This window comes from Pseudomonas sp. GW823-FHT02C05, from assembly GCF_058797595.1.
In genome coordinates this window covers 283843-309660 of the sequence record NZ_JBXAJU010000002.1, presented here as the reverse complement: position 1 = coordinate 309660, position 25818 = coordinate 283843, and the positions used below count along the sequence as shown (strand labels likewise).

Here is a 25818-nt window from a genome sequence, read left to right as displayed (position 1 = left end):
AGCCGGCTTGCCGGCGATGAGGCCGGCAAGTCATGCAGCGCCTGGGCCGGCGCCTTCGCTGGCAAGCCAGCTCCTACATAGGGTGGCGCCTACAGGGGCTCGGGGTTGACGATGACGGTGCAGGTGATGCCGGCCGCCAGCAGGACGCCTTCGGGCACTTCATCGATGTGGATGCGCACCGGTACGCGCTGGGCCAGGCGCACCCAGTTGAAGGTCGGGTTGACGTCGGCGATCAGTTCGCGGCTTTCCGGGTTGTCGCGGTCGTAGATGCCCCGGGAAATGCTTTCCACATGGCCCTTGAGCACTTCGCCGCTCATCAGTTGCATGTCGGCCTTATCCCCGACGCGCACGTGGGGCAGCTTGGTTTCCTCGAAGAAGCCGTAGACCCAGAACGAGTTCATGTCGACCACCGCCATCTTCGCCTCGCCGATGCGTGCGTAGTCGCCACGGTGCACGTTGAGGTTGGTGACATAGCCATCCACCGCCGCCCGCACCTGGGTGCGTGCAAGGTTGAGTTGCGCCGCTTCCAGCTGGGCCTGGGCGTGCTGGTAGTCGGCCAGGGCCGAGTCGGCGATGTTGCCGGCGTCGTCGCGGTTTTCCTTGGAGATCACCAGGTTGTCCATGTCGGCGCGGCGCCGGGCGTTGACCTTGCGCATCTCCCAGGTGGCCTTCTTCGACGCCACCAGCGCTTGCGCCTGCTTGACCGCGATCTGGTAGTGCTCGGGGTCGATCTGCATCAGCAGATCGCCCTTGCGCACCAGCTGGTTGTCCTTGACCGGCACGTCCACCACTTCGCCGGTGACATCGGCGGCGACGTTGATGATGTCCGCGCGCACCCGGCCGTCACGGGTCCAGGGGGTGTACATGTAGTGCTCCCACAGGGTACGGCCGATCCACAGGGCCAGGGCCAGCACGAGCAGGGTGGCGAGCAGGCTGAAAAACTTTTTCATTGCGGGGGTCTCAACGGTAGACAGTGAGCGCCATGGCGCCGAACAGACAGCAGAACAGGCTCAGGCGCAGCAGCGCCGGGTGCCAGAAGAAGCGATACAGGTCATAGCCGGAAATGAACCGGTCCAGGGCCCAGGCCAGGGCCGCGGCGATGAAGAACATCAGGGTCATGGTGGGCATGTAAACGCCGTGGAAGGCGATTTCACGAGGCATGGTCAAGTCCTTGGGGTGCAGGCGCCGTTGGCTTGGCCACGGCATAGGCCGCCAGCGGCGATTGCGGGTCGAGCAATGAAGTACGGATGAAGTGCAGGTAACTCTTGACCCGGCGCAGGGCCGAGGTGTCGAAGTGCGGGGCAAAGGGCTCGTCGGTGGCCTGGACCCGGCTGATGGCGTGGTCCACGGCGATCAGGCCGCGCTCCAGGTTGCTCTGGCTGGGCTGCAGGAACAGCCGCACCAGGGAGCGGCCCATGACCCGGATCGCCTGGCGCCAGGGCTGGGATTCGGCATAGGCCGGGTGCACCGGGAGGATCGCCTGCTCCTTGCGCAGCTCGATGATGGCGTGGCCGACTTCCAGCACCACGAACATCCAGCGCAGCAGCTCGCTCTGCACCTTGGGCTGGCCCACCGCCAGGCCATAGGCCTGGTGCAGCAGGTCGCGGGTACGGCTCTCGAAGCTCGACGCCAGGCCCTTGAGCTTGCCGCTGATGGCGTACACCACCTGGCCGCGCAGGTCCTGCTCCAGGCGCCGCCACAGCCAGCGGCTGTTGGGCGGCAGGATGATCGCCCCGGCCGCCGCGCAGACCAGCATGCCCATGACCATGGCGATGTAGTCATTGATGAAGGTGTAGGGGTTGTAGATGGTCAGGTTGTCCGGCACCGAACCGGTGCTGAAGAAGATCAGCAAACCCAGGCCGACCCCGGCGTACTTGGGCCTGGACGCAAGGAACGAACCGAGCACGATCACCGGCGCCAGCATCAGGCACAGCAGCGGGAAGCCGTCGATCCAGGGGAACACGAAGAACATTTCCACGAAGCCCACCAGGGCGCCGATGAAAGTCCCGCAGGCCATCTGGAACGCCATGCGCTTGGGGTTCGGCGTGGCGGCCGAGAGGCCGATGGTGGCGGCGGCGATCAGGGTCATGGTGGCGCCGCTGGGCCAGGCCGTGGCCACCCAGTAGCTGCCCAGCACCACCAGCACGAAGGCCGCGCGGATGCCCGAGGCGGCGCAGGCCAGCCAGTTGGTCTGCGGGGTGTAGGGCTCGTCCCAGCGCTCGCGCTCGTGGCTGTGGTCGGCCAGGGACGCGTGGGTCTGGGCGTAGCTGTGCATCTCGTCGACGAAGCGGTAGAGCAGCTCGTAGGCGGTGTGGAAATCCAGCTGCTCGGCGTCGCTCGGGCCGCTCTCCTGGAAGGCCGTGCGCAGGCTGCGCACCCGCGCCGGCAGCTCGGCCTTGTAGGCCGCCAGGGCCGTGGCCAGGCGCGCCGCATCGGGGCTGGTCAGGGCACGGCCGGAGAAGCCGTCCAGCAGTTCCGCCAGGTCCTGCAGGCCGGGCTTGATCGCCGCCACCACGTGATCGGCGCCGCTGCTGCGCAGGCGTTCGAGCAACTGGTGCAGGGCGTTGAAGCGCGTGGTGATGCCCATGAACTCGCTGTTCAGGCGGCTCAGGCGGCCGTTGCGCCGACGCATGTGCGGGTCTTCGAACACGGTGACGCTGCGCAGCCCTTCCAGGCCCACGGCCTCGGCGATGAAGCGCACGTTGCTGCTTTCGAAACTGTCGCGCTGGCTGCGCCCGCGCAGGCCGTCGGTAACGAACAGGGCGAACACCCCGAAGCGCTGGTACAGGGCGTTGCGCATGGCGGCGCTGGCGGTCTGTGGCAGGATCGCGGCGCTGACCAGGGTCGAGCAGAGAATCCCCAGGGAGATCTCCAGTACCCGCCACACCGCCGCCATGAAGGCCCCTTCCGGATGGGCCAGGGCCGGCAGGCCGACCATGGCCGCGGTGTAGCCGGCGAGGACGAAACCATAGGCGCGAAAGTTGCGGTAGCGCGCCGCGCCGGCCGAGCAGATGCCGACCCAGATCGCCAGCGAGCCGAGGAACAGCTCGGTGTTCTGGGCGAACAGGGCGATCAGCGCCACCATCACCGCCGAGCCGGCCAGGGTGCCGAGAAAGCGGTAGAAGCTCTTGGCGAACACCTGGCCGCTCTGCGGCTGCATGACGATGAACACGGTGATCATCGCCGTGCGCGGTTGCGGCAACTCCAGGCGCATGGCCAGCCACAGGGTGAGGAACGCGGCGGCCAGGACCTTGAAGATATAGACCCAGGTCACGCCGTCGCTGCGCGCCCAGTCGAAGAAACCCCGGCGCCATTCAAGGGAGTACAGCCAGCGCAAAGGTGCGGGCAAGGAAGTCATGGGTGCCTGCTTCAATGGTCGAACACGGCCAGGGCCGCGGGGGTCTTGGGTGCCTCAAGGCGATCTTGCGCGGGAACGTCGCGGCCGGCTTCAAGCCCGCCGCCCAGGGCCGTGACCAGGTCCGCCTGGACCGTCAGGCGTGCGGCCTGCACCTGCTGCTGCACCTGTTGCTGATGGAACAGCAGGCTCTGGGCGTTGAGCACATTCAGGTAGTCGGTCAGGCCGCGCTGGAAGGCCACGGTGGCGATGTCGTAGGTCTTCTGCGCAGCGGCCACCGACTCGGCGGCGAAGGCTTGCTGCTTGTCCATGGACTCGCGGCGGATCAACTGGTCGGAGATGCTTTTCAGTGCATCCACCAGGGTCTGGTTGTACCTGGCCACGGCCATGTCGTAGCCGGCCGAGGCTTCACCCAGTTCCGAGCGCAGGCGCCCGCCGTCGAAGATCGGCAGGCTGATGGCCGGGCCGACGTTGTAGTTGAGCTTCTTGCCGGTGAGGAACTCCAGGGCCCCACCGCCGGTGGCCATGAAGCCGATGCTGCCCACCAGGTCGACGTTGGGGTAGAAGCCGGCGTGAGCCGCATCGATACCGCGAGCCTGGGCCGCCACTTGCCAGCGGCTGGCGACCACGTCCGGGCGCTGCCCCAGCAGTTCGGCGGGCAGGGCCGAGGGCAGTTTCAGCGCGGCGCCCAGGGACAGGCTTGGCCGCTGCAGTTGCGCACCCTCCCCCGGGCCCTTGCCGGCCAGGGCCGCCAATTGGTTGCGGGTCAGGGCGATTTCTTCGTCCAGGGCGTCCAGTTGGCGATGGGTTTCCGGCAGCGGCGCCTCGGCCTGGCTGACTTCGAAATGGGTGCCGATGCCGCCGTCCAGGCGCCGTTGCGCCAGTTCGAGGATCTGTTGCTGCTGCTTGAGGGTGGCCGCGACGATATCGCGCTGGGCGAAGTGCAGGGACAGCTGGATATAGCTGCGCACCACGTTGTTCACCAGTTCCAACTGGGCCTGACGGGCTTCGGCCACGCTCATGTGGGCCAGGTCCACGGCACGCTCGGTGCTGTTGCTTTCCCGGCCCCAGAGGTCCAGGGCATAACTGAAACCCAGGGCGGCGTTGTTGTCCCAGGTGGTGCTGTTGGACAGGGCGCCGGGGCCGTAGAACTGATCGGTGGGCCAGTTGTGGCGCTTGAGGGTGGCGTCACCCTTGATCTGCAGCGACTCGGCCGACTCGGCGATGCCGGCCAGGGCCTTGGCCTGGCGGACCCGGGCGGCGGCCATGGCCAGGCTCGGGCTGCCTTGCAGCGCAAGGCTGATCCAGCGGTCCAGTTGCGGGTCGCCATAGGCCTGCCACCACTGGGCGCTGGGCCAGTGGGCGTCCTGCGCGGCGCTCTTTATCGCCTCATCCGTGGCCAATGTATTAGCGGGAAGTGTCTTGCCCTGTGGGGCAATGCCTCCGGTTCCGATGCAGCCGCTGATTGCTAACGATAAAGCCCAAACACTGAGGGTCTTGAACCCTCTGCTGATGCGACGCGGCACTGCTGCGAATTCCTGAGATCGGGGGGGGGAGTATTTCTCTCGTAGGAGCTGGCTTGCCGGCGCAGCGATACGCCTGCTACACCGCGTTGCGCGGATCGCCGGCCTGCCGGCTCCTAGGGATCGGCGCAATTCTAGGGGGCGGTCGTTGTGGCGATAAGCTGGGATTCCTGTGAATCTTTGTTACCGTAAACGCGATAATCCCTTGGTCGTATCCCTGTACGCCTGTAAAAACAGAAACTTCGTGTCACAATTTGCAATCTCCCTTGAGAGCACCCCATGGACACCTTGCAAAACATGCGCGCCTTCAGTTGTGTTGCCGAAGCCGGTAGTTTCACGGCCGCCGCGGTGCAGCTGGACACCACCACCGCCAACGTCTCGCGCGCCGTCTCCAATCTAGAGGCGCACCTGCAAACCCGCCTGCTCAACCGCACGACTCGCCGCATCGCCCTGACCGAGGCCGGCAAGCGCTACCTGCTGCGCTGCGAGCAGATCCTGGCCTATGTCGAAGAAGCCGAGGCCGAGGCCAGCGACGCCCACGCCCGCCCCGCCGGGCAGTTGAAAGTGCACACCATGACCGGCATCGGCCAGCACTTCGTGATCGACGCCATCGCCCGCTACCGCAAGACCCACCCGGACGTGACCTTCGACCTGACCATGGCCAACCGTGTGCCGGACCTCCTGGACGAGGGCTACGACGTGTCCATCGTCCTGGCCCGGGAGCTGCCGGATTCGGGGTTCGTCTCCCAGCGCCTGGGGATGACCTACAGCATCGTCTGCGCCTCGCCGGCCTATGTGAAAGCCAACGGCTGCCCGCAAAAGCCCAGCGATCTGCTGAACCATGCGTGCCTGCGCCTGGTGAGCCCGGTGATTCCCCTGGAGAAGTGGACCTTCGACGGCCCGGAAGGCCAGGAAATGGTCACCATCAACAGCTCGCCGTTCCTGGTGAACTCCGCCGATGCCATGAAGACTGCGATCATCAGCGGCATGGGGGTCGGGGTGTTGCCGGTATATGCGGCTATAGAGGGTTTGCGCACCGGCACCCTGGTGCGGGTGATGCCCAAGTACCGCTCCCAGGAGCTGAACCTGTACGCCATCTACCCGTCGCGCCAGTACCTGGACGCCAAGATCAAGACCTGGGTCGAATACCTGCGCGGCTCGCTGCCGGAGATCCTCACCGCGCACCAGACGGAACTGGCGGCCTATGAACTGAGCGGCAGCCTGACCGGCGCACGCCTGGCCACCTGACCGCGGGGCGCCCCGCCCAGACCACCGTCCCACCTGTAGGAGCCGGCTTGCCGGCGAAGAGGCCCGCACGTCCTGTGCAAACCTGGATACCGCCTTCGCTGGTAAGCCAGCTCCTACACATGCAGGCTCGTGGCGGGGTGCTTTGGTGGCGGCGGCAAAAATGTTAGCTTGCTTGGCATTCTCCCCGCCTGACGAGCCTTCGCGCGATGAAAAAGACTGTACTTGCCTTCAGCCGCATCACCCCCGAGATGACCGAACGCCTGCAACAGGATTTCGAGGTCATAGTGCCCAACCCCAAGCACGGGGACATCGCCGCGCAATTCAATGAAGCCCTGCCCCAGGCCCACGGCCTGATCGGTGTCGGCCGCAAGCTGGGCCGTGCGCAGCTGGAAAACGCCGCGCGCCTGGAAGTGGTGTCGAGCATCTCGGTGGGCTACGACAACTACGACCTGGCCTACTTCAACGAACGCGGGCTGATGCTCACCAACACCCCGGACGTGCTCACCGAAAGCACCGCCGACCTGGCCTTCGCCCTGCTCATGAGCAGCGCCCGCCGAGTGGCCGAGCTGGACGCCTGGACCAAGGCCGGGCAATGGCAGGCCAGTGTCGGCCCGGCGCTGTTCGGCTGCGACGTGCACGGCAAGACCCTGGGCATCGTCGGCATGGGCAACATTGGCGCGGCCATCGCCCACCGTGGGCGCCTGGGCTTCGGCATGCCGATCCTCTACAGCGGCAACAGCCGCAAGGCGGCCCTGGAGCAGGAATTGGGGGCGCAGTATCGCAGCCTGGAGCAACTGCTGGCGGAGGCGGATTTCGTCTGCCTGGTGGTGCCGTTGAGCGAAAAGACCAAGCACCTGATCAGCCACCGCGAACTGGCGCTGATGAAGCCCAGTGCAATCCTGGTGAACATTTCCCGCGGGCCGGTGGTGGATGAACCGGCGCTGATCGAAGCCTTGCAGAAGGGCCAGATCCGTGGCGCCGGCCTGGATGTGTACGAGAAGGAACCGCTGGCGGAGTCGCCGCTGTTCCAGCTGAAGAACGCAGTGACCTTGCCGCACATTGGCTCGGCCACCCATGAAACCCGCGACGCCATGGCCGCGCGCGCCATGAGCAACCTGCGCAGTGCCCTGCTGGGTGAGCGGCCGCAGGACCTGGTCAACCCGCAGGTGTGGAAGGGCTGACCACCCACGGCCTATCCCCCCTGTAGCCGCTGCCAAGCCTGCGAGGCTGCGAAAAGGTCCGCAGGACCTTCAGCGATAGCCCGGCAGAATCAGGTCGCCCGGTTTTGCGACGGCTGCGCCGCCGTTCGCAGCCTCGCAAGCTCGGCAGCGGCTACAGAGGCAGGCACAGCCTTGGGTTTACGGAACACCAGGACGTTGCCCAGCATCACCAGCACCAGCCCAGCCAGCGCCGGGGCGGTCCATTGGTAGCCTTCGACAAAGGCCGAGACGTTCAACGCCACTACCGGGAACAGCACGGTGCAGTAAGCCGCGCGCTCCGGGCCCATGCGCCCCACCAGGGTCAGGTAGGCAGTAAAGCCGATGACCGAGCCCGGAATCACCAGGTACAGCAGTGAGCCGATGTAGCGGGTGCTCCATTCCACATCGAAGGCGATGCCCTGGAACAGGCAATACACCGCCAGCATCGTCGCGCCGTAGGCCATGCCCCAGGCATTGGTGGTCAACGGCTTGAGCCCGGCTTTTTGCTGCAGGCTGGACAGCATGTTGCCCGCCGAGAAGCACAAGGTGCCCAGCAGGGCCAAGCCCAGGCCCAGCAGGGTTTGCGGGCTGGCACTGTGGCCCACCAGCTCCGGCCAGAACAGCAGCCCCAGCCCCAGCAGCCCCAGGCCGCCGCCCAGCAGCACGTTGCGAGCGATCTTCTGGCCGAAGAACACTCGCGCATTGAGGGCGTTCCACAGGGTCGCAGTGGAAAACACCACCGCTACCAGGCCACTGGGAATCCATTGGCTGGCGTGCAAAAAGCACATGAAGTTGATACAGAACAGGCACAACCCCTGGGCCAGGCAGATCAGGTGACCACGACGGTTCATCGGCTGCAGCTTGCGGCTGAGCAGCAACAGGACGAACAGCACCAGGGCCGCCAGGGCGAAGCGATAGACGATGGACACCGGAATCGCCACCACCCCCAGTTGCAGTTTCAGGGCGATCCAGGTGGTGCCCCAGATCAGCACGGTCAACAGGTACAGCGATAGGTTCATGGCGCGACTCCTTTGTCAGGAGTGCAGTGTCACGCCCCGCCGGCCTTGCGCGCTTGCACAAACTTGCGCTTTTTATCCGCCCGGGGCTGGCAGCACACGGGCTACGGAGTAGCATGCAGAACACCGGCAGCCGCACCCATGTTGACGCCCCACCATGCACGCACTGGATACCCTGCAAGTCTTCCAAGCCCTGAACCGCTCGCCCAATGCTCGCCTGGAGCACAGCGCCGAGCTCGGTGACGGCTTGTCCGCAGCCTTGTGGAGCAACCATCACGACGCCCAGGAGTACGAGGCCCCCAGCCATCACACCCTGTCCTGTTACCTGGCCGGCGGCACCGGGACCTTCCGCCGCGACCAGCCGGGCAGCAAGGGCGGCCCGGGCAAGTTGTGCATCCTGCCCGCCGAGCACCAGTCGGCCTGGGTGATCAACGGTGATATTCGCCTGGCCCATCTGTACTTCAGCCCGGAGCAGTTCGCCCTGGGCTGCGTCACCCTGCTGGATCGCGAGCCCCGGGAACTGCAACTGCGCGAAAGCACCTTTCTCGACGACCCCGAGCAGACCCAGCGCTTTGCGCAGTTGGTCCGCCTGAACTGGGACGAACCCGGCGAGCGCCTGCTGACCAGCAGCCTGGCCCACGAGATGCTCAGCCATGCCCTGCTCAATCAAGTGGGCCAGCGCCAGGGGGCCCGGCTCAAGGGCGGGCTGGCCGCACACCAGCGACGGCTGCTGGTGGACTACATCGACAGCCAGCTGGACGCGCCTCTGAGCCTGGGCCAACTGGCGGGGTTGTGCGCCCTCTCCGAATACCACTTCGCCCGCATGTTCCGTGCAAGCTTCGGCCTGCCGCCCCACCAATACCTGCTAGCCCGACGCCTGAGCCGGGCCCGGCACCTGCTGCGCACCACCGCCCAGCCCCTGGGCGAGATTGCACTGGCCTGTGGTTTTGCCAGTGCCAGCCACTTCAGCAATCGCTTCCGGCACGCCCTGGGGGGCACGCCGGGAGACTACCGCCTGGCGTTCCTGCGCTGAGGCCAGGGTTACCCAAAACCCGCCTCTGCATGCTCCTTCTTATGCCAAAGCCCAGGCTGACACGCCTGAGTCAGTGAACGGTTAAAGTTCCTTACTTAAATAAGACAATTCTTACAAGCCAATTAAAAACCCCCTACATATCTCTCTCAGAAAGATCACGCCCGGCAAGTTCTTATATGACACTCAAGAACATAACCAGGTAATTATTTTAATATTTTATTTATCACTTCATTCATGGAACTGATGATTATTGTTTAAGCCCAATTTCAACTTAGTCTTCGAACCTTGAGTGCCAGGCATTCCATAAATACCCACCCCCTTACAGGAGCCAATTACCTGAAATACCCGGCAGACTCTTGCCCACAACAATTGACACACAACTTTCACCACACCCCTGAGGCAATCCAACCTTCAACCATTGGGTCCTTGAACAAACCAGCAACAACTAAGCCGTTAATCGCCTTACTCCAAAACAACAAAAACAGAGGACGATGAAATGCTTTCACAAAGTTTGCCACGGCAATGGGTCAGACACTCGCCCCTGCTGTGTGCCTCGATACTGGCCATTCCGGTAAAAGCCGAACTGCTCGAGGACAGCAGCGCACGCCTGGAACTGCGCAACTACTACTTCAATCGGGACTACCGCGAAGGCACTGCCCCTACCCGTGAAGAATGGGCGCAAGGTTTCCTCTTGCGCCTGGATTCGGGGTTCACCGAAGGCAGCCTCGGCGTCGGTGCCGACGCCATCGGCATGCTTGGGATCAAGCTGGATTCCGCTCCTGGCCGGACCGGCACCGGGCTGTTGAAGGTGGCACGCAATGGCCGGGCAGAGGATGACTATTCGAAACTGGCCCTGGCCGGCAAGCTCAAGACCAGCAAGACCCTGTTCAAGTTCGGAACCCTGGTACCGCCGGTACTGCCGACACTGAGACCCAATGACGGCCGCCTGTTTGCGCAGATGTTCGAAGGCGGGCTGCTGACCTCCAATGAAATCGAAGACCTGGAGTTTACCGCCGGGCATCTGAGCCGGGTCCTGCAGCGCAACGCCACGCAGTACACACCGCTGACCCTGAGCCCCTTGAACCGGCGCTTCGAGAAGCTGGGGGCCACCGCGGAACACTTCGACATGGCGGGCCTCGACTATCGGTTCCACAAGCAATGGCTGGCTCGCGTGCATGTCGCCCAGCTGCAGGATATCTACCGCCAGCAGGTCTTCACCCTGGTCAACAAGAGCCCCTGGGGAGCGGGGACGTTCAGCAGCGATCTGCGCTTGAGCCTGATGAACGACTACGGCAATGCCAAAGGCGGCAAGATCGACAACCGCGCCCTGCAGGGGTTGCTCGGCTATGCCTATAAAGGCCACAGCCTTGGCCTGACTTATCAGCGAATGTTGGGGGACACCGGTTATGCCAACATTTTGGGTACCGATGCCAACTTGATCAACTTATCCGTACTGGGTGACTTCGCCAATGCCAAGGAGCGCTCCTGGGCGCTTCGTTATGGCTATGACTTTGCCAACCTGGGCTTGCCGGGCCTGACTATCAATAGCCGCTATATATCCGGCAGCCATGCCGAGATAACCGGCAGCCAAAGAATTGGCAAGTCATGGGAGCTGGATAATGAATTGCGTTATGTCGTGCAACAAGGCCCGCTGAAGAACTTAAGTGTACGCCTGCGCAGTGCGCTCTATCGCTCCAACTACGCCAAGAACTTCATTCGCGACACTGATGATACGCGACTGATGTTCAACTACACCTGGAATATCAAGTAACCAGACCACCAGAACCGATGTAACGGATCTAATGCCTAGAGGACTATCTCCATGCAACGTCTATTATCGAAAAGTTTGGCCAGCCTGTTGTTTTTAAGCCTGTTCAACCCGGTCGCGGCGAAACAGCCCCTGCAAGCGCAAAGCGTCCCGGAGTTCCGACCGGGTTACTTGATCGGTTATCTGAAACAGCAGGATCTGCCCGACAGTCTGTCGCTGTTGCCGCCCCCTCCTGCGGTGGGAACCCCAGCCTTCGCTCTGGACCAGAGCATGGCCGAGAAAAACCAGGCCTTGCGGGGCAGCAAACGCTGGGAGTTGGCCGTCAGCGATGCCAACCTGAAGTTCCCTGCCGCCGCGCAGACATTCTCCTGTGCCCTGAATGCCCCGATCAGCGAACAGCTGACACCTACGCTGTACAGAGTCCTGCGGCGGACCCTGGCCGACGCCGGGCTGGCCACCTACAGCGCAAAGAAGCGCTACCAGCGCACCCGGCCCTTCGTCTACAACCAGCAACCCAGCTGCACCCCGGAAGACGAGGCGAAACTGGCCGCAGATGGTTCCTACCCATCGGGCCACAGCGCAATCGGCTGGGCCTGGGCGCTGTTGCTGAGCGAACTGTCCCCCGAGCACGGCAATGCGCTCTGGGCCCGCGGCCGGGCCTACTCGCAAAGCCGCATGGTGTGCAACGTGCACTGGTACAGCGATATCCGTGAAGGCCGTGAAATAGGCGCGACCACCGTGGCACGCTTGCACGCCGACCCGACCTTCCAGGCCGATTTCGCCGTCGCCCGGCAAGAGTTGCTGGCCGTTCGGGCCCAGGGCCTGACCGCCGGCGCTGACTGTGCAGCGCAAGCGCAGGCCCTGGCACTTGACGCCGACTAGGGTGCCAGGGTGAGGACCTTGAAGGTATTGGCATGAAACAGCGGGTCCGGCTTGGGTTCGGCCGGGCTCGCGGCCGGTTGGGTGAAGTCCATTGCCGCCAGGTAGACCCGCCGGGTACGCGGGTCGAACGCCATGTTGTAGGCCATGGGCTGGGTGCTGACGCTACCCAGGAGCTGGTAGCGGTCGGCATCGAGCTGGGCGACGACGCTGAGGTTGGCGTCCACCCCGCTGGCGATCAGCAAGCGCTGGGCCTGCGGGTCGTAGGCCAGGGCGTTGACGTCCCGGGTGTTCGGCAGGCTGGCCTTCAGCGCACCGTTGTCGCGGTCGAGCACCAGCAGCACTGGCCGCTCACCACGGCAAGCGACGAACAACCGCCCCCGTTGTTCATCCTGGGCCAGGGCACTGGGCCGCGGGCAGTCGGGATACTGCCAGCGGTCCAGGACCTTGAAACTGCTGGAGGACAACCGCGCGACGATGCCCTCATCGCGCATCGGCAGGAAGAAACTGCCATCGCCCTTGAGCAGCAACGGGTCGATCTTCTTCACCGCCAGCTCATGGGCGGCGCTGATGCGCTCTTCTTTGGGATCGAAGACGAACAGGGTGGAACGGTCGGCCCGGCGCCCGCTGACAATGATCACCTGCCCGGTGCGCGGCTCGTACACCGCGCTGTTGAGGTTGCTCTGGGTCACGGTGATGCGCTTGAGCGGCTTGAATGTGGATAACTCCACCACCCCCAGGCTGCCGTCGGTGTTGAGCACCAGCAGGCGGTCCAGCTCCGGTACCAACACCACACCATTGGCGCCCCGGGACTGTTCGAGGGTGCGCACCGGGCGCTGCTTGTCCACATCGAACACGCTCAGGCCGTTTTCCCGGCGGGCCAGGAACAGGTAGGGCCGGGTCGGGTCCAGGGCGATGAAGCCCCAACTGCTGCCGGAGCCCGGCAGCTGCACTTGCTGTTCGCGGTGGTACAGGCGCTCATCCGCCGGCGGAGCCGCCTGGGCCACGCCACAGAACGCCAGGAGCACACTCAGGGCCAGGGCTTTCATCAGAACTCCAGGGTGCTGGAGAGCGACACTTGGCGAGCGTCCCCCAGGGACACGAAGTACTTGCTCACCGAGGAGGTGTAGTAGGTCTTGTCGAACAGGTTCTTCACGTTGAGCTGAAACTTGACCTTCTGCCCTTCGACCTTGGTGTCGTAGGTGGCGAAGGCATCGGCCACGGTGTAGCCCGGCAGGTCGAAGCTGTTGGGCGCATCCCCGGCGCGCTCACCGACATAACGGGCACCGGCGCCGACCCGCAGGCGGTCACCGCCGATCAGGCTGCCGAAGTCGTAGACGGCCGACAGCGAGCCGGTGTTCTTGGCCACGTTCTGCAGTTGCTTGCCCTTGTACTGGGTGTCCTTGGTCACTTCGGCGTCGGTGTAGGCGTAGCTGCCGATCAGGCTCCACTGGTCGGTGAGCTGCCCGGTCAGGTCCAGCTCCAGGCCCTGGGAATGCACTTCACCGGCCACGCTGGTGACAGTCTCGGAAGCCGTGGCGGTGGTCACCAGCACGTTGCGCTTGGTGATGTCGAACAACGCCGCACTGGCGGTGATGCGCCCTGGAATGTCGAGCTTGGCCCCCAGTTCCCAGGACTTGGCTTCTTCCGGTGCGATGGAGCCGTCCAGCACCACGCTGCCGCCGGCCAGCTGGGCAATGCTGGAGTTGGGTTTGAACGACTCGGTGTAGCTGCCGTAGAACGACAGCTGGTCGGTGTAGCGGTACACCAGGCCGGCGCGGGGCACGAACTTCTGCCCGTTGCTGTCGGTATTGGCGTGGAACGGCCGGCCCTTGCCCGCGTACTGGTCGTATTCCTGGAAACGCCCGCCGCCCACCAGGATCCATTGGTCGGTGAGGTGGATGGCATCCTGGAAGAACAGCGAGTCACTGCGCAGCAGGTCGGTCTGGTCGCTGTCCGGGGCGCTGACGTTGGTCCCCGCCACTTGCTGGCCGTACACCGGGTTGAGGTAGTTGAAACTGGTGTTCTTGCCGCGGATCAGGTCGGCGCGGTAGATCTTGCGGTACTCGTCGTCCAGGCCGAACACCAGGTCGTGCTGCATGCCGCCCAGTTGCACCTTGCCTTCCAGGCTGACGGTGGCATAGCGGTCGGTGGTCAGGGCATTCTTGGTACCGTCCATGGTCCGGGTCAGGGTGCCGTTGGCGTTCACCGCAGTCAGGCGCACCTGGCTGGCGTCGTAGGTTTCACGGTTCCAGCTGTAGCCGAAGTGGGCCTTCCAGTCGTCGCTGAGCTCGTGATCGACCTCGAAACGATACAGATCCGAACGCCCTTCCATGTTGTTGAATGGCTCGTCCAGGCGCCGGGTGGCCGGGATGTCCAGCGGGTGGTTGGTCTTGGGGTCGATGGCCGTGCCGCGGTCGAACGGGGTCAGGAATTCGCGATGCTCATAGGCCAGCAGCACCTTGGTGCGCTCGCCGTACCAGGCCAGGGACGGCGCCACCAGGGATTCGCGGTGGGTGCCGAAGTTGCGCCAGTAGTCTTCGTCTTCGTGGTCCACGACCAGCCGGTAGGCCAGCCCGGAATCCCCCAGCGGCCCGGTGGTGTCCAGGCTGCCGCCGCTGCCGTTCTTGCCCGAGCCGTAGGTCGAGCCGCGCACGGTCAGGGCCGTGGACTGCTGCAACTCGGGTTTCTTGCTGACGATATTGATCACCCCGCCCGGGTCCTGGATGCCATAGAGCAGGGAAGACGGGCCCTTGATCACTTCCACGCGCTCGGCCGTGGCGTTCAGGGCACGGCCCTGCACCACCGGCATGCTGTCGCGCATGATCGAGCCGTTGCGGTTGTCGCCGAAGCCGCGCAGCAGCACCGCGTCCTGAGTGCCGCCCAGGGTGTTGGTCTGGGTGATGCCACTGACGTTCTTCAGGGCGTCATCCAGGTTGCGCGGGGTCTGGTCGCGCAGCACCTGGGCCGGGATCACGTTGATGATCTGCGGGATTTCCTGGTTCAGCGCCTGGGAGCGGGCCACCGAGGTGGTGGCCGGCGGCTGGTAGCTGGTGCTTTCGTCGACACCCTGGGTGGTGATGCTGGAAGTCCCCAGGTTCAGCCCGGCACCTTGGGGCAGGGGTTCGAGAACCAGGGTATGGGCGTCGCTGCGGCGATAGGTGAAACCGGAATTGCCCAAGAGACGCTGCAAGGCCTGCTCGGCACTGAGCTGGCCGGTGACGGCCGGGGCCTTGAGGTTGTAGGGCGCCTCGTCGGTGTAGACCACGCTGATCCCGGTGACCCGGGTGAAATCGCTCAGGGCCTGGGGTAGCGGCTTGGCCGCGATGGCGAAGTTGAACAGCGCACTGTGCTGCTCGCTGCCGGCCTGGGCCGCCAATGCCACGCTCAGGGGCAGCAGGGCCAACCCCGAAACCACCAGCGCCGAAGCGCCGAACCACCGTTTGACCGAACCGTTTACCGCCGAATTTGCCCTGGACTTCATGCTGGAGACTCGTGTGTAAAAGCACCGTGAATGCGAATTAGTCGCACTTTCAAGCACTACACGTATGTCGTAGGCAAAGACCTCAGCATTTTTTTGAAAATATTTTCAGGGCGGCGAAAACGCCCCCCGCCCGATGCATCCCCTGTAGCCGCTGCCGCAGGCTGCAATCGAGCTGGGCCGCACTCCGACGAAGATCGAGGCGCTCGTGAGGCCGCAGGAGGTTTGACGGGAGACCGTCAAGCAAGGCCCTGCGGACCTTTTCGCAGCCTCGCAGGCTCGGCAGCGGCTACAGCGCTCGTTACAGGGATCGCTGGATGCGCCCGGCACTGGTGCTGGAGCCCACGGGCTTGCCCTGCTGGTCCATGTCCTTGAGGTAGTGCAGCATCGCCTCCAGGTCGCTGACCCCCAGGTCGCTGCGGTTCAGGCCGCTCTTGAACAGGCTGAAGCGGTCGCCGCCATCGGCCAGGAAGCCGTTCATCACCAGCCGGTAGTTCGCGCCGGCCTGCAGCGGCTTGCCGTTGAGGCGCACGCTGCCGGGGACGACACGGCTGTCCGGCGGGCGCTTGGGGTCCCAGCGATAGGTGAAGCCCTGGGACACTTGCAGGATGTTGGCATCGTCCGCGCCCTTCCATTGCTGGTTGAGCACCTGTTCGATCTGCCGGCCCGTGAGGTCGAAAGCGATCAGGTTGTTGTTGAACGGCTGCAAGGTCGCCAGTTGCCCGTAGTTGACCCGGGTCTGCCCGGGCTCCAGGGCCAGGTCGCTGCGAATGCCGCCGGTGTTCATGAAGGCGATCTGTGCGCCATTGGCCCGGCCGCCGGCCAGATGCGCGTCGGCAATCAGGTCACCGATGGGCATTTCCCCGGCCGCGTCGGCACGCCGGGCAATCGGCGAGGCGGCAATCGCCCCCACCGGCTTGAGCAGCACCTGGTTGCTACGGGCCTCGACCTCCTGTTGCAACTGCGCCAGGGCCGGGTCCTGTGGATAACGGGCCGGATCGGCCAGCAGGTTGAGGGCCTGGATGCTCGCCACCCGGTGCTGGCCCGGGGTCACTTGCAGGGTCAGGTGGGTCAGCAGGTGGCCGTAGGAATTGCCCTGGGTCACCAGCAGCGGCCCGACCTTGCACAGGTAGCCCTGGTGCGAGTGGGCGCTGATCAGCACGTCCACCGCCGGGTCCAGGCGCTTGGCCACGTCGACGATATCGCCGCCGAGCTGCGAGCAGTCCTGCTTGTCGAACGGCTCCGGGGTCGAGCCGCCCTGGTGCACCACGGCGACGATGGCGTTGACACCCTGGGCATTGAGTTCGGGGATCAGCTTGTTGATGGATTCGGCTTCGTCGGCCACCTGCAAACCGCGCATGCCCTTGGCGCTGACCACCGAGGCCACGTCCCGCAGCACCGCACCGACAAAGGCCACCTTGACCCCGCGCACCTCTTCGATGCGGTAGGCCGGCAGCAACGGCTTGCCGGTGTCGCTGTCCAGCAGGTTGGCCGCCAGGTAGGGGAAGCCGCTGCCGGGGTAGTTCGGGCGGAACTGGCAGGCCTTGTCCGGCCGCGACGACTGGCAGCCGCCATTGAGCTGGCGCAGGAACTCGGCCTTGCCGTTGTCCAGTTCGTGATTGCCGATGGCGCTGAGTTTCATGCCCATCTGGCGCAGGGCGTCCAGGGTCGGCTCGTCGGCCCACATGGCCGACAGCGGCGGGCTGCCGCCCACCAGGTCGCCGGCGCCGATGAACAGCAGTTGCGGATCCTGCTGGCGCAGTTGGGCAAGCATGCCGCCCAGGGTAGCGATGCCGCCGGCCGCAAGCTTGCGCACGCCGCCCGGGGCCTGGGGGTCCTTGTAGCTGAAGGGGTTGGCTTGCAGGTAGCCGTGCAGATCGTTGATGGCGACGATGTTCACCGCCACCGGTTGCGGCGGTTCAGACAGCGAGCTGCAACCGGCCAGGGTGACCAGGGCCAGGGTCAGTGCCCCCAGCATCCGGGGCATGGGACGAAGACGGGACATGAAAGAAATCCTTGGTAGATCAGCGAAAAAAAGCCGCTGGCGCAGGCCGATCAGACAGAGAACAGCGCTGGGAACAGCGCCGGCTTCGCCGTCGATCGCAGCCCGTGCCCGCGGCAGCGGCAGCGGCAGCGGCAGCGGCTACAGGTCAGGTCATCAGGCAGGTTGCAGGCTGCCATGGACCACCTGGGGTGCTGGCGGGGCCTTCAGCGCGGTGCCCATGCCGGCGCGCAGCAGCAGGATCTTCAGGTGGTCGGTGATGCGCTCGACCCGGTCCTGGAAGTGGTTGTGGAAGATCATGCTGCCCAGGGCAATGGCGATCCCCAGGGCCGTGGCATACAGCGCGGTGCCGATGCCCTTGGACACTTCGCCCGGGTCGCTGACGCCGGTCTCGGCCAGGGCCTTGAAGGTGTCGATGATCCCCAGGATGGTACCCAAGAGGCCCAGCAAGGGCGCAGCGGTAACCACGGTTTCCAGCAGCCACAGGCCATGCATCAGCTTGCTGCGGGTGGCGATGTAGATCGACTCGCTGAGGTCTTCCAGGTCCTTGTGGCTGGCCAGCCCCTGCTTGTGGGCAAACAGCTCGGCGACCATTTCCAGGGGCAGGCTGTTGCGCTCGCGCAGCGGGGCGGGCAGATCGTCGACGCTGTGCATCTTCGGGTTGAGCACGGTCTCCAGTTTCTTCGCCTGGCGCAGGCTGAAGCTGAAGTAGATGCCCCGCTCCACCGCGATGAAGGCGGCAATCGCGGCAGCGCCGTACATGGTGTAGAAGGTGATGTCGTGCAGCAGATTCATGTCCATCGTCATTTCCTCTTGTGCCTGAATCGAATCAGAACGCAGCTTCCAGGGAGACCATCGCGGTGCGTTCTTCACCCACGTTGTAATAGGCGGTGCTTGGCGCCAGGCCATTGGTCCTTACCGAGTTGAAAGACACGGTGCGTACCGACGCCAGGTATTCCTTGTCGAACACGTTGAGCATCGAGAAGCGCAGGGTCGCGGACTTCAGCACCTTCTTGTCCACCGGCAGGTGGATACCGGCATTGAGGTCGAACACGGTGCGTCCGGAGATCTTCTCGTCGTTGGTCAGGTCGCCGTAGAAGGCGCCGACGTACTTGCCCACCACGTTGCCGTAGTAGAGCGAATCGTCGTAGCCCAGGCTCAGGTTGAACATGTTTTCCGGAACGTTGGTCAGCTGTTTGCCGGACGTCGGCAGCAGCACGTTCTTGTTGGTCAGGTCATCCATCTGCTCGGACTTGGTGTAGGTGTACGAGGCGTAGTAGTTGAAGTTGTGTGGCAAGCGGCCGCTCCACTCCAGCTCCAGGCCACGGTTCTTCACTTCGCCGACGTTGGCCACGACGTAGTCGCCATTGAGGTCGGTGGTGGAGATCTGCCGGTCCTTGAAGGTGATGTAGAACAGGGTCGCGCTCAGGGCCATGTTCTCCTCGCTGTAGCGCCAGCCCAGTTCCTGGTTCCAGCTCAGCTCGGGTTTCAGGCTGATGGAATCACCCTTGTTGTAGAGCACGTAGTTGGGCGGCGTGCGCATGTTGCGGGTGACGTTGTAGAACGCCTGGTTGTTCGGGTCCACCTGGTACTTGGCGTTGAAGCTGGGCAGGAACTCGTGGTACTTGGCGTCGCGTTTTTCCGGCTTGTCGGTGAGGCTGCCCAGGTTGTTGCCATCGCGCTCAACGTACTGGTAGGCCAGGGCTCCGGTGAGGGTCAGGTCCGGGGTCGCCTGCCAGGTGTCCTGCACCCAGAGTTTCTGCGCCGGGGTCACGGTGTACTGGTGGCGGCCCTGGACCGTCGCGCCATTGCGGTCCACCAGTTGGTCGGAGCCGTTGTAGTCGCCCCAGACGTTTTCCGGAGCGCCGTTGCCCTTGATGCCGATGAAGGGCTGGGTCTGGCGCTGGCGGGCGCGCTCGTACCAGTAGCCGACGTCCAGGCTGTGCTCTTCGTTAAGGTCCCACTTGAGCTTGGTGGTCATGCCGGGGCGCCAGGTCTCGGTCCACGAAGGCCGGTAGTAGGTGCCGCTGGGCAGCCCGCTCAGGTCATAGTTGCCGGCCCGGCTGGAGGTGCTGGACAAGGTGGTGGCGGTCTGGCCGCTGAAGCTGCCGCCGTTGGACCAGACGTAGTACGGGTTGAAGGTCAGGCTCAGGTCGTCGCGCAGCTGGAAGCGCTGGGTCACCGAGGCGGTCACGCTTTCGAAGGGGTTGCGGTTGAGCTTGTAGGACTGGGACACGCTGCCGTTCTTGAACACGGTGCTTTCCGAGTAGTCCAGGCGCCGGCCCTGGGTCTGGAACTGGGACTTGCTGACGCTGTTGTAGTTGTAGTTTTCCTGCAGGTTGTATTTGACGATGGCGTTGGTGGAGTTGCCGTTGCCGTCTTCGAACAGGGTGTTCCACTCGATCTTGTCGGCCCGCAAGGTACCCTTGCCCTTCCACTTGTCACCTTCGGTATGGGACGCCGAGACCCAGGTCTTGAAGCCCCCCAGCTCGCCGGTGTTGAGGCGGGCAAAGGATTTGCGCAGGTTGTTGGAACCCACAGACTGCTTGACGAACACCCCGAAATCCTTGGTCGGGCGCACGGTCACCAGGCCGATGTTGCCACCGCTGGAACCGATGTGCGGGCCGTCGGCTTCGGACGAACCCTGGGTGACGAAGACTTCACTGAAGTTCTCCGGGTCGCCCATCAGGTTCGGGTAGATGCTGTAGTCCCCCGAGTCGTTGATCGGGAAACCGTCGGCGGAGAGCCCGACCTGGTCGGAGTTCATCCCGCGCATGGTGAAGTTGGTGCCGCTCAGGCCCGAGGCGTCGGTGCTGGAAACGTTGATCCCCGGGGTGTACTTGAGCTTGTCCACGGCGTTGGCGGTGGGGGCCATCTGATCCATGGCCTCCTTGGTCACGGTGGAGCGGCCCTTGGCGCTTTCTTCCTTGATCATGTGGCCGTTGCCCAGGGTCTGCTTACCGGCAACGTTCACCGAACCTACGTCCACGGTATCGTCGGCCAAAACCAGTGGCGCAAAACTGCCCAGGCCCGATGCCAGAAGCAGGGCATAAAGTTTATTGATCTTCACGGGTCAATCCCTTGCTTACAACTTTCGTTAATAGGTGATGGGTTTATTCCACGTTGTAACTAAAGGTCGCGGTAAAACGTTGCTTGTTCTTGCCGGAGAACGCGTCCGAGGGAAACGGCGAAACTTTCTCCACGCGGCGCAAACTGGTTTGCGCCGCGCGATTGAGCAACATGTTCGGCGCCTTGTTTTCGATGCCACTGTCGAGCACGTTGCCGGCCCGATCGACTTCCAGCCAGATCACCACATCGCCCTGGGGACGTTGCAGCGAGGCCTCGCGGCCGCTGGGGTATTGCTTGTGCTTTTCCAGTTCCTTGCGCAAAGCGGCGGTGTACAGACTTTCCTTGATTGCACTGCTGGGCGCCGCGGGCGCGGTGGCCGGAGCAGGTACGGGAGCCGGTGCGGCCACCGGTTTCGGCGCAGCGGCCACTGCGGGCTGCGGCGCGGTGGGGGCGTTCTGGGCCACGGCCGGGGCCGGCTTGGGTGGCGCAGGCTTGGCCACCATGGGCTTGGGCACCGGCGGCTTGGGCTTGACCACCGGCTTGGGTTTCGGCGGCTCGATCACCAGCGGTTCTTCCTCCGGCACCACCTGCGGCGGCTCGGGCTCGATGGGCAACGGCTCAGGCGGTGGCGGTGGTGGCTCGGCCGCCGCCAGCAGTTCGGCGGCATCGACCAGGGCGATTTCCACGGTGCTTTCGTCATACACCGGCTTGATCTGCAACTGCTGCAACTGGCTGGTATAGATCACCAGCAACAACAGGCCAGCCGGCAGCAGGCACGCAAGCAACTTGCGAGTTCTATAGAGACTGAACATGGCGTCAGGACTTGCGTGTAGCGATGGAGACGGAAGAGAAGCCATTGCCCTTGAGCAAGTCCATCACCGAAACCAGGCGTTTAACTTCCACGCCCTGATCGCTGTTGATAATGATCACCAACTTTTCACTGCTGTCGTTCAACACTTTGAGTTGCGCCAGCAATGCACTTTCATCCAGGTCCTGGCCATCGAGTTGCAGGCGCTCTTGCAGACCCAGGGTAATCACTGCCTTGTTTTGCGGCTTCAACTGTTGCGCGGTACTGGCGACCGGCAACTGCGTCTTGATCCCTACGGCCGGGATCACGTTGAGGCTGATGAGTACGAAGAACACCAGCAGAAACATCATCACATCGATCATCGGAATGATCTCGATATGAGCTTTTTTCTTTTTAGCTACATCCCAGCTGCGCATCGTCTTGCTCCCGCTTCAGCCATCCCTCCCTTGTGAGAGCTGAATCACAACCCTCGCCGATCCTGACCATGTGCTCAGGAATGCGCAGATCATCCCCGTCTGATGTAACGGTTTGGTGACAGAACGGAGCGATAACGATGAATGTTCGGGAGCTCTGGGACGCGGTTCTCAGCGCAGGACGATGAACCTCCCGAGAACCCGATGCTGCTGGAAGCCGAGCACCGCCTGCAGTGAATCGAGGACCGCCTGCGGGTCCTTGCTGGAGAAACTGCCACTGATGCGCCGCGCCGCCAGTTCATCGTTGAGCAGCAGGATACGCCCGGGGAAATAGCGCCGCAGGTCGTCCACCACCTCGGCCAGAGGCGCGTGGTAATAGTTCAGCCAGCCCTGGCGCCAGGCCAGTTGCGCCTCACTGTCGACAGCGTGCAGCGGGGCCGCAACGCCATGTCCGTAGGCCACTTGCTGCCCGGCGCCGAGCACCTGCTGCGCCGCGCCCTTGGCCGGCGTGACCCCCACCCGGCCGGACAGCACCGTGACCTGGGCCCCGCCCGGCTGCAGGCGCACTTCGAACTGGGTGCCCAGCACCCGCGCCTCCCCCTCTTGCGCGTCCACCACAAAGGGCTCGCCGGTGTGGCTGACGCTGAAGAAACCGGCGCCGCGACGCAGCTGCACATGGCGCTCGCCGCGGCTGAAATCCACGGCAATGGCGCTGTCGGCATCCAGGGTCACCTGGCTCTGGTCGGCCAGGATCAGGGTGCGCACCTGGCCCGGCGCGGAAACGTAGTCGGCCCCCAGGTCATCGACCCAGCGCCCGGGCTGCCAGCCGGCGCCCAGGGCCACCGCCAGCAATACACTGGCGGCCAGCGCCAGCCCCGCCGACCAGCGCCGCCGGGCCCGGCCCCTGGCAGCATCCATGGAACGCAGCAGGCCGTGCAGGGCAAAGGCGTCTTCATCGGCCAGGGTGCGCGCCGGCTGCTCGCTCAGCTCCCACACCACCTGGGCCTGGGCATAGGCCTCGATATGCGCGGGGTCGGCCTGCAACCACTGGCTGAAGGTGGCCTGGTCGCCACTGCTGGGCTGATCGTGGAGCAGGCTCAGCCAGGCCAGCGCGGCCTGCTCCTGAGCGGGCGTCGGGCAGATACTCGTGCGGTGGTTCACGGTGCATTCCTTGGCGTGCGCGTGCCCGGGGCTTCCCGCAGGCTGGCCTTGCAGGCTTCGAGGGCGCGCATCATATGTTTTTCCACGGCGCTTTGGGACAAGCCCATGGCCTTGGCGATCTCGGCGTACTTGCGCCCGTGGATGCGGTTGAGCAGGAAGATCTGCCGGGTGCGCTGCGGCAGGCTGCGCAGGGCCGCTTCGACATGCCGCAGGTCGTTGCCGGCTTCCAGCGCCGCCTGGGGCTCGCTGCCCTGGTTGTCCTGCTGCTCTGGCAGCCAGCCTTCATTGACCCGCACTCGCGCGCCCTCGCTGCGCAGGTGGTCGATGGCGATATTGCCGGCGCAACGCAGCAGGTAGGTGCTGAGTTCCTCGACCTGCACCAGGGGCCGGCGCCAGAAGCGCAGGAACAGGTCCTGCACCAGGTCGGCGGCGGTAGCCCGGCAACCGACCCGGCGGCTGACCAGGGCCTCCATCTGCGAACGCTGGGACAGGAACACCTGGAGAAAATGCGCACGGCTGCCCTGCGGATCAGGGTGATCCCCCTCGGCAGGCTCCGGTGGCAGGGTGCTCATCATCGTCGGTCCGCTCAGAAGTGGGCCAGGGCCGCGACCGGGCTGGCCAGCAGGCTGGCCCCCGCCATCGTCAGCACCAGGCGCGGCCGATAGGGCAACAGCAGCACCAGCAGCAAGGCGCTGAACATCAGCACCGCGCACCACTGCACCAGCCCCAGGCTCCAGCCGGTGCCCTGCACTGCTGCTGCCAGCGACAGGCCCAGCAGCATCCAGCCGCCCAGACGCAGGCCGTGGCGGCGCAGGGCCGAAGGCTTGTGCCCGAGCAGCTCGCCGTGATGCCGGTCCAGGGACAGGCACAGGCCGGTAAAGCCGGCATAACAGAGCAACAGCACCAGGAGCATTCAATTCACCTCGGTTTCAGGAGCCGGCGGGCGTTGCCGGGGCACCCGGGGCGTGGCTGTGGCGGCGGCCCCCGCGCGATGCAGCTTGCGCGCCGCCCAGGCCAGGAGCAGGCCACTGCCCAGGCACGCCAGGTCGAAGCTCGCCATGGCCCAGTCGCCCCGGACCATGAAACCATCCATCAGGCTCGGGCTGGTGAGCACGCTGAGCACCGGCACCCCGGCGAACAGCAAGGCGCCAAGGCCCAGTTGTTCAACCCAGGCGCGACGGCCGGGGCGGACGCAGGCGTGCAACAGGCTCAGGCCCCAGGCCCAGAAGAAGCTGTTGACCTCCCAGTCGGCGCGTTCGGCGAAGCCTGCGGGCAACAGGCGGTTGGCCCAGAAGAACGCCGCCACCGCCAGCAGCAGCCCGGCCATGCTGGCGATGTTCAATACTTCCACCAGGCGCAGTTCGAAAGGCTGGGCGGCACTCTTGGCATGCTTGAGCTGGCGCTTGCCCAGCCAGATCACCAGCCCGGTGCCGATCATCGCGGTGCTGGCCAGCCCACAGAGGAAGTACAGCCAGCGCAACACCGGCCCGGCGAAGCGACCCATGTGCAAGCCATAGAAGCTGCCGCCGATGGCCAGCGGCAGGGATTGCTCGGCAGAGGCCTGCAACGGCTGGCCGGTCACGCCGTTGAACGCCACTTGGCTGCCGAAATCCCGGGCCACCCGGTCGGCTTCATGGCGAAACACCTGCACCGAGGCATTCAGGTCCCCCGGGTAACTGACTACCAGGCGCTGCGCATGGCCGCCCGACCAACGTTCCCGGGCCTGCTTCAGCATGGGTTCGAGGGGGGCCAGCGGGGCACTCTGCCCGGCGGCCGAGGCAGCGGCAGCAGCGGGCCGCAAGTCCTCGAAGAAGGCATCGGAATCCCCTTTGTAGGCCACCAGGATGCTCGCCGGCATGACCATGTACATGAAGATCACCAGGCTGCTGTAGGTGATCATCAGGTGAAACGGCAGCACCAGCACGCCCACCGCGTTGTGCCCGTCGAGCCAGGTGCGCTGGCCCTTGCGCGGGCGGAAGGTGAAGAAGTCCTTGAAGATTTTCTTGTGGGTGATGATGCCGCTGATCAGCGCCACGAACATCACCATGGCTGCCATCGTCGACAGCCATCGGCCCCAGGGATAGGGCATCTGCAGCTGGAAGTGGAAGCGGTAGAAGAACTCGCCGCCGCGGGTGTCGCGCACATGCACTTCGCTGCCGGTGGCCGGGTCCAGCAGTTTCTCGGTGAAGGCACCGCGCTCGCCGGGTTTGCCGGACGCCTGCCAGCCCACCGACAGGCTCGGCTGGCGGGCATCGGGCAGGCCGATGAACCAGCGTTGCGCACCCTGGGCATGGCGTTCCAGGTAGCGTTGGGCCAGCCCCAGGCTGGCATCGGCGTTCAGGACCCGGGCCGGCGCCTCCGGCTGCATCCAGTGGGTGATCTCATCCTTGAAATAGGACAGGGTCCCGGTGAGGAAGATCGCAAACAGCAACCAGCCGAACAGCAGCCCGCTCCAGGTGTGCAGCCAGGCCATGGACTGGCGAAATCCTTCCTTCATAGCAGGGCCACCCAGTAGGCACTGCCGGCGACCAGCGCCAGCACCAGGCTCGGCAGCAACAAGCCCAGCCAGGCTTGCCAGGCACTGCGACAGGCAAAGCACCAGAGCACTGCCACCAGATAGAACAGGAAGGACGTCACCATTCCGCTGACCACGGCATCGGCCCTGGGCAGGGGCAGCAGCAAGGTCAGGCAGACACTGCCCAGCGCCGCCAGCAGATAGCCCCCCAGCACCGCGGCGAATACCCGCGAAGCCACCGCCAGACGATAGGAAGCGGAAAGACCGCCAGCCTTGCTTTTCATGTTTCGACCTTGACGCGAGGGGAGGTCCGGCACAGCACACAGGCGGCCGGGGGAAGTAGGCGGG

General features: G+C 64.6%; 22 protein-coding genes. 5 read left to right on the top strand and 17 right to left on the bottom strand.

Features of this window, described 5'->3' with window-relative positions:
• Positions 1-89 precede the first annotated feature (89 nt).
• From AC1RGE_RS12405 to AC1RGE_RS12390, 4 genes are read right to left on the bottom strand one after another with little or no spacing between them, the layout of a single operon-like run.
• Complete coding sequence (locus tag AC1RGE_RS12405) at positions 90-950, bottom strand: efflux RND transporter periplasmic adaptor subunit (protein ID WP_011059359.1); 861 nt, start codon at positions 948-950, stop codon at positions 90-92.
• Positions 951-960: 10 nt separating this feature from the next.
• Positions 961-1161 (bottom strand): DUF1656 domain-containing protein, encoded by a 201-nt coding sequence (locus tag AC1RGE_RS12400; protein ID WP_007930063.1) that lies wholly within the window; start codon positions 1159-1161, stop codon positions 961-963.
• A complete protein-coding gene (locus tag AC1RGE_RS12395) occupies positions 1151-3358 on the bottom strand; it encodes an FUSC family protein (RefSeq protein ID WP_019094736.1) in 2208 nt (735 codons plus the stop codon). Before AC1RGE_RS12395 ends, AC1RGE_RS12400 begins: the two co-directional genes overlap by 11 nt.
• A gap of 11 nt (positions 3359-3369) precedes the next feature.
• Positions 3370-4881, bottom strand: coding sequence for an efflux transporter outer membrane subunit (locus tag AC1RGE_RS12390; RefSeq protein WP_492584378.1), 1512 nt, complete (start codon positions 4879-4881; stop codon positions 3370-3372).
• Positions 4882-5157: 276 nt separating this feature from the next.
• Between AC1RGE_RS12390 and AC1RGE_RS12385 the strand changes: the two genes are divergently transcribed.
• Positions 5158-6126 (top strand): LysR family transcriptional regulator, encoded by a 969-nt coding sequence (locus tag AC1RGE_RS12385; RefSeq protein ID WP_011059356.1) that lies wholly within the window; start codon positions 5158-5160, stop codon positions 6124-6126.
• 206 nt (positions 6127-6332) lie between these two features.
• Positions 6333-7307 (top strand): 2-hydroxyacid dehydrogenase, encoded by a 975-nt coding sequence (locus AC1RGE_RS12380; RefSeq protein ID WP_492584376.1) that lies wholly within the window; start codon positions 6333-6335, stop codon positions 7305-7307.
• 89 nt (positions 7308-7396) lie between these two features.
• Here the strand turns inward: AC1RGE_RS12380 and AC1RGE_RS12375 are convergent, their stop codons facing one another.
• Complete coding sequence (locus AC1RGE_RS12375) at positions 7397-8344, bottom strand: DMT family transporter (protein WP_015634221.1); 948 nt, start codon at positions 8342-8344, stop codon at positions 7397-7399.
• Between the two features lie 154 nt (positions 8345-8498).
• Between AC1RGE_RS12375 and AC1RGE_RS12370 the strand changes: the two genes are divergently transcribed.
• The 3 genes from AC1RGE_RS12370 to AC1RGE_RS12360 all read left to right on the top strand — a co-directional run bounded on the left by AC1RGE_RS12370 (position 8499) and on the right by AC1RGE_RS12360 (position 12024).
• The gene (locus tag AC1RGE_RS12370; RefSeq protein WP_011059353.1) at positions 8499-9374 is read left to right on the top strand and encodes an AraC family transcriptional regulator; all 876 of its coding nucleotides are present in this window, start codon (positions 8499-8501) and stop codon (positions 9372-9374) included.
• 496 nt (positions 9375-9870) lie between these two features.
• Positions 9871-11145, top strand: a complete 1275-nt coding sequence (locus tag AC1RGE_RS12365) for an OprD family porin (protein ID WP_492584374.1) — start codon at positions 9871-9873, stop codon at positions 11143-11145.
• 51 nt (positions 11146-11196) lie between these two features.
• Positions 11197-12024, top strand: a complete 828-nt coding sequence (locus AC1RGE_RS12360; protein ID WP_019093376.1) for an acid phosphatase — start codon at positions 11197-11199, stop codon at positions 12022-12024.
• Here AC1RGE_RS12360 and AC1RGE_RS12355 read toward each other — a convergent pair.
• The 12 genes from AC1RGE_RS12355 to AC1RGE_RS12300 form a co-directional block, all read right to left on the bottom strand.
• On the bottom strand, positions 12021-13070 hold the full coding sequence (locus AC1RGE_RS12355; RefSeq protein WP_492584372.1) for a YncE family protein: 1050 nt from the start codon (positions 13068-13070) through the stop codon (positions 12021-12023). The genes AC1RGE_RS12360 and AC1RGE_RS12355 overlap by 4 nt on opposite strands.
• Entirely contained in the window at positions 13070-15505 is a 2436-nt protein-coding gene (locus AC1RGE_RS12350; RefSeq protein ID WP_015634217.1) for a TonB-dependent siderophore receptor, read from the bottom strand. The genes AC1RGE_RS12355 and AC1RGE_RS12350 overlap by 1 nt, the downstream gene beginning before the upstream one ends.
• A gap of 298 nt (positions 15506-15803) precedes the next feature.
• Positions 15804-17507 (bottom strand): bifunctional metallophosphatase/5'-nucleotidase, encoded by a 1704-nt coding sequence (locus AC1RGE_RS12345; RefSeq protein WP_011059348.1) that lies wholly within the window; start codon positions 17505-17507, stop codon positions 15804-15806.
• Positions 17508-17660: 153 nt separating this feature from the next.
• The gene (locus AC1RGE_RS12340) at positions 17661-18305 is read right to left on the bottom strand and encodes a MotA/TolQ/ExbB proton channel family protein (RefSeq protein WP_011059347.1); all 645 of its coding nucleotides are present in this window, start codon (positions 18303-18305) and stop codon (positions 17661-17663) included.
• 28 nt (positions 18306-18333) lie between these two features.
• The gene (locus tag AC1RGE_RS12335; RefSeq protein WP_019093373.1) at positions 18334-20574 is read right to left on the bottom strand and encodes a TonB-dependent receptor family protein; all 2241 of its coding nucleotides are present in this window, start codon (positions 20572-20574) and stop codon (positions 18334-18336) included.
• A gap of 43 nt (positions 20575-20617) precedes the next feature.
• Complete coding sequence (locus AC1RGE_RS12330) at positions 20618-21385, bottom strand: energy transducer TonB family protein (protein ID WP_011059345.1); 768 nt, start codon at positions 21383-21385, stop codon at positions 20618-20620.
• Positions 21386-21389: 4 nt separating this feature from the next.
• Positions 21390-21797, bottom strand: coding sequence for an ExbD/TolR family protein (locus AC1RGE_RS12325; RefSeq protein WP_011059344.1), 408 nt, complete (start codon positions 21795-21797; stop codon positions 21390-21392).
• A gap of 168 nt (positions 21798-21965) precedes the next feature.
• Positions 21966-22955 (bottom strand): FecR family protein, encoded by a 990-nt coding sequence (locus tag AC1RGE_RS12320; RefSeq protein ID WP_015634214.1) that lies wholly within the window; start codon positions 22953-22955, stop codon positions 21966-21968.
• The gene (locus AC1RGE_RS12315) at positions 22952-23530 is read right to left on the bottom strand and encodes an RNA polymerase sigma factor (protein ID WP_011059342.1); all 579 of its coding nucleotides are present in this window, start codon (positions 23528-23530) and stop codon (positions 22952-22954) included. Before AC1RGE_RS12315 ends, AC1RGE_RS12320 begins: the two co-directional genes overlap by 4 nt.
• 11 nt (positions 23531-23541) lie before the next feature.
• Complete coding sequence (locus AC1RGE_RS12310) at positions 23542-23868, bottom strand: DUF3325 domain-containing protein (protein WP_047283981.1); 327 nt, start codon at positions 23866-23868, stop codon at positions 23542-23544.
• Positions 23869-25452, bottom strand: coding sequence for a PepSY-associated TM helix domain-containing protein (locus AC1RGE_RS12305; protein WP_492584370.1), 1584 nt, complete (start codon positions 25450-25452; stop codon positions 23869-23871). It abuts the gene before it with no gap.
• The gene (locus AC1RGE_RS12300; RefSeq protein ID WP_011059339.1) at positions 25449-25754 is read right to left on the bottom strand and encodes a DUF3649 domain-containing protein; all 306 of its coding nucleotides are present in this window, start codon (positions 25752-25754) and stop codon (positions 25449-25451) included. Before AC1RGE_RS12300 ends, AC1RGE_RS12305 begins: the two co-directional genes overlap by 4 nt.
• Positions 25755-25818: the final 64 nt, after the last annotated feature.

What these genes read in the sequence shown, in the direction of transcription:
- AC1RGE_RS12305 (WP_492584370.1), bottom strand. Translation starts at nt 25,452, where the DNA reads ATGAAGGAAGGATTTCGCCAGTCCATGGCCTGGCTGCACACCTGGAGC.
- AC1RGE_RS12330 (WP_011059345.1), bottom strand. Translation starts at nt 21,385, where the DNA reads ATGTTCAGTCTCTATAGAACTCGCAAGTTGCTTGCGTGCCTGCTGCCG.
- AC1RGE_RS12345 (WP_011059348.1), bottom strand. Translation starts at nt 17,507, where the DNA reads ATGTCCCGTCTTCGTCCCATGCCCCGGATGCTGGGGGCACTGACCCTG.
- AC1RGE_RS12395 (WP_019094736.1), bottom strand. Translation starts at nt 3,358, where the DNA reads ATGACTTCCTTGCCCGCACCTTTGCGCTGGCTGTACTCCCTTGAATGG.
- AC1RGE_RS12315 (WP_011059342.1), bottom strand. Translation starts at nt 23,530, where the DNA reads ATGATGAGCACCCTGCCACCGGAGCCTGCCGAGGGGGATCACCCTGAT.
- AC1RGE_RS12375 (WP_015634221.1), bottom strand. Translation starts at nt 8,344, where the DNA reads ATGAACCTATCGCTGTACCTGTTGACCGTGCTGATCTGGGGCACCACC.
- AC1RGE_RS12340 (WP_011059347.1), bottom strand. Translation starts at nt 18,305, where the DNA reads ATGGACATGAATCTGCTGCACGACATCACCTTCTACACCATGTACGGC.
- AC1RGE_RS12355 (WP_492584372.1), bottom strand. Translation starts at nt 13,070, where the DNA reads ATGAAAGCCCTGGCCCTGAGTGTGCTCCTGGCGTTCTGTGGCGTGGCC.
- AC1RGE_RS12350 (WP_015634217.1), bottom strand. Translation starts at nt 15,505, where the DNA reads ATGAAGTCCAGGGCAAATTCGGCGGTAAACGGTTCGGTCAAACGGTGG.
- AC1RGE_RS12405 (WP_011059359.1), bottom strand. Translation starts at nt 950, where the DNA reads ATGAAAAAGTTTTTCAGCCTGCTCGCCACCCTGCTCGTGCTGGCCCTG.
- AC1RGE_RS12360 (WP_019093376.1), top strand. Translation starts at nt 11,197, where the DNA reads ATGCAACGTCTATTATCGAAAAGTTTGGCCAGCCTGTTGTTTTTAAGC.
- AC1RGE_RS12385 (WP_011059356.1), top strand. Translation starts at nt 5,158, where the DNA reads ATGGACACCTTGCAAAACATGCGCGCCTTCAGTTGTGTTGCCGAAGCC.
- AC1RGE_RS12370 (WP_011059353.1), top strand. Translation starts at nt 8,499, where the DNA reads ATGCACGCACTGGATACCCTGCAAGTCTTCCAAGCCCTGAACCGCTCG.
- AC1RGE_RS12380 (WP_492584376.1), top strand. Translation starts at nt 6,333, where the DNA reads ATGAAAAAGACTGTACTTGCCTTCAGCCGCATCACCCCCGAGATGACC.
- AC1RGE_RS12400 (WP_007930063.1), bottom strand. Translation starts at nt 1,161, where the DNA reads ATGCCTCGTGAAATCGCCTTCCACGGCGTTTACATGCCCACCATGACC.
- AC1RGE_RS12300 (WP_011059339.1), bottom strand. Translation starts at nt 25,754, where the DNA reads ATGAAAAGCAAGGCTGGCGGTCTTTCCGCTTCCTATCGTCTGGCGGTG.
- AC1RGE_RS12310 (WP_047283981.1), bottom strand. Translation starts at nt 23,868, where the DNA reads ATGCTCCTGGTGCTGTTGCTCTGTTATGCCGGCTTTACCGGCCTGTGC.
- AC1RGE_RS12365 (WP_492584374.1), top strand. Translation starts at nt 9,871, where the DNA reads ATGCTTTCACAAAGTTTGCCACGGCAATGGGTCAGACACTCGCCCCTG.
- AC1RGE_RS12325 (WP_011059344.1), bottom strand. Translation starts at nt 21,797, where the DNA reads ATGCGCAGCTGGGATGTAGCTAAAAAGAAAAAAGCTCATATCGAGATC.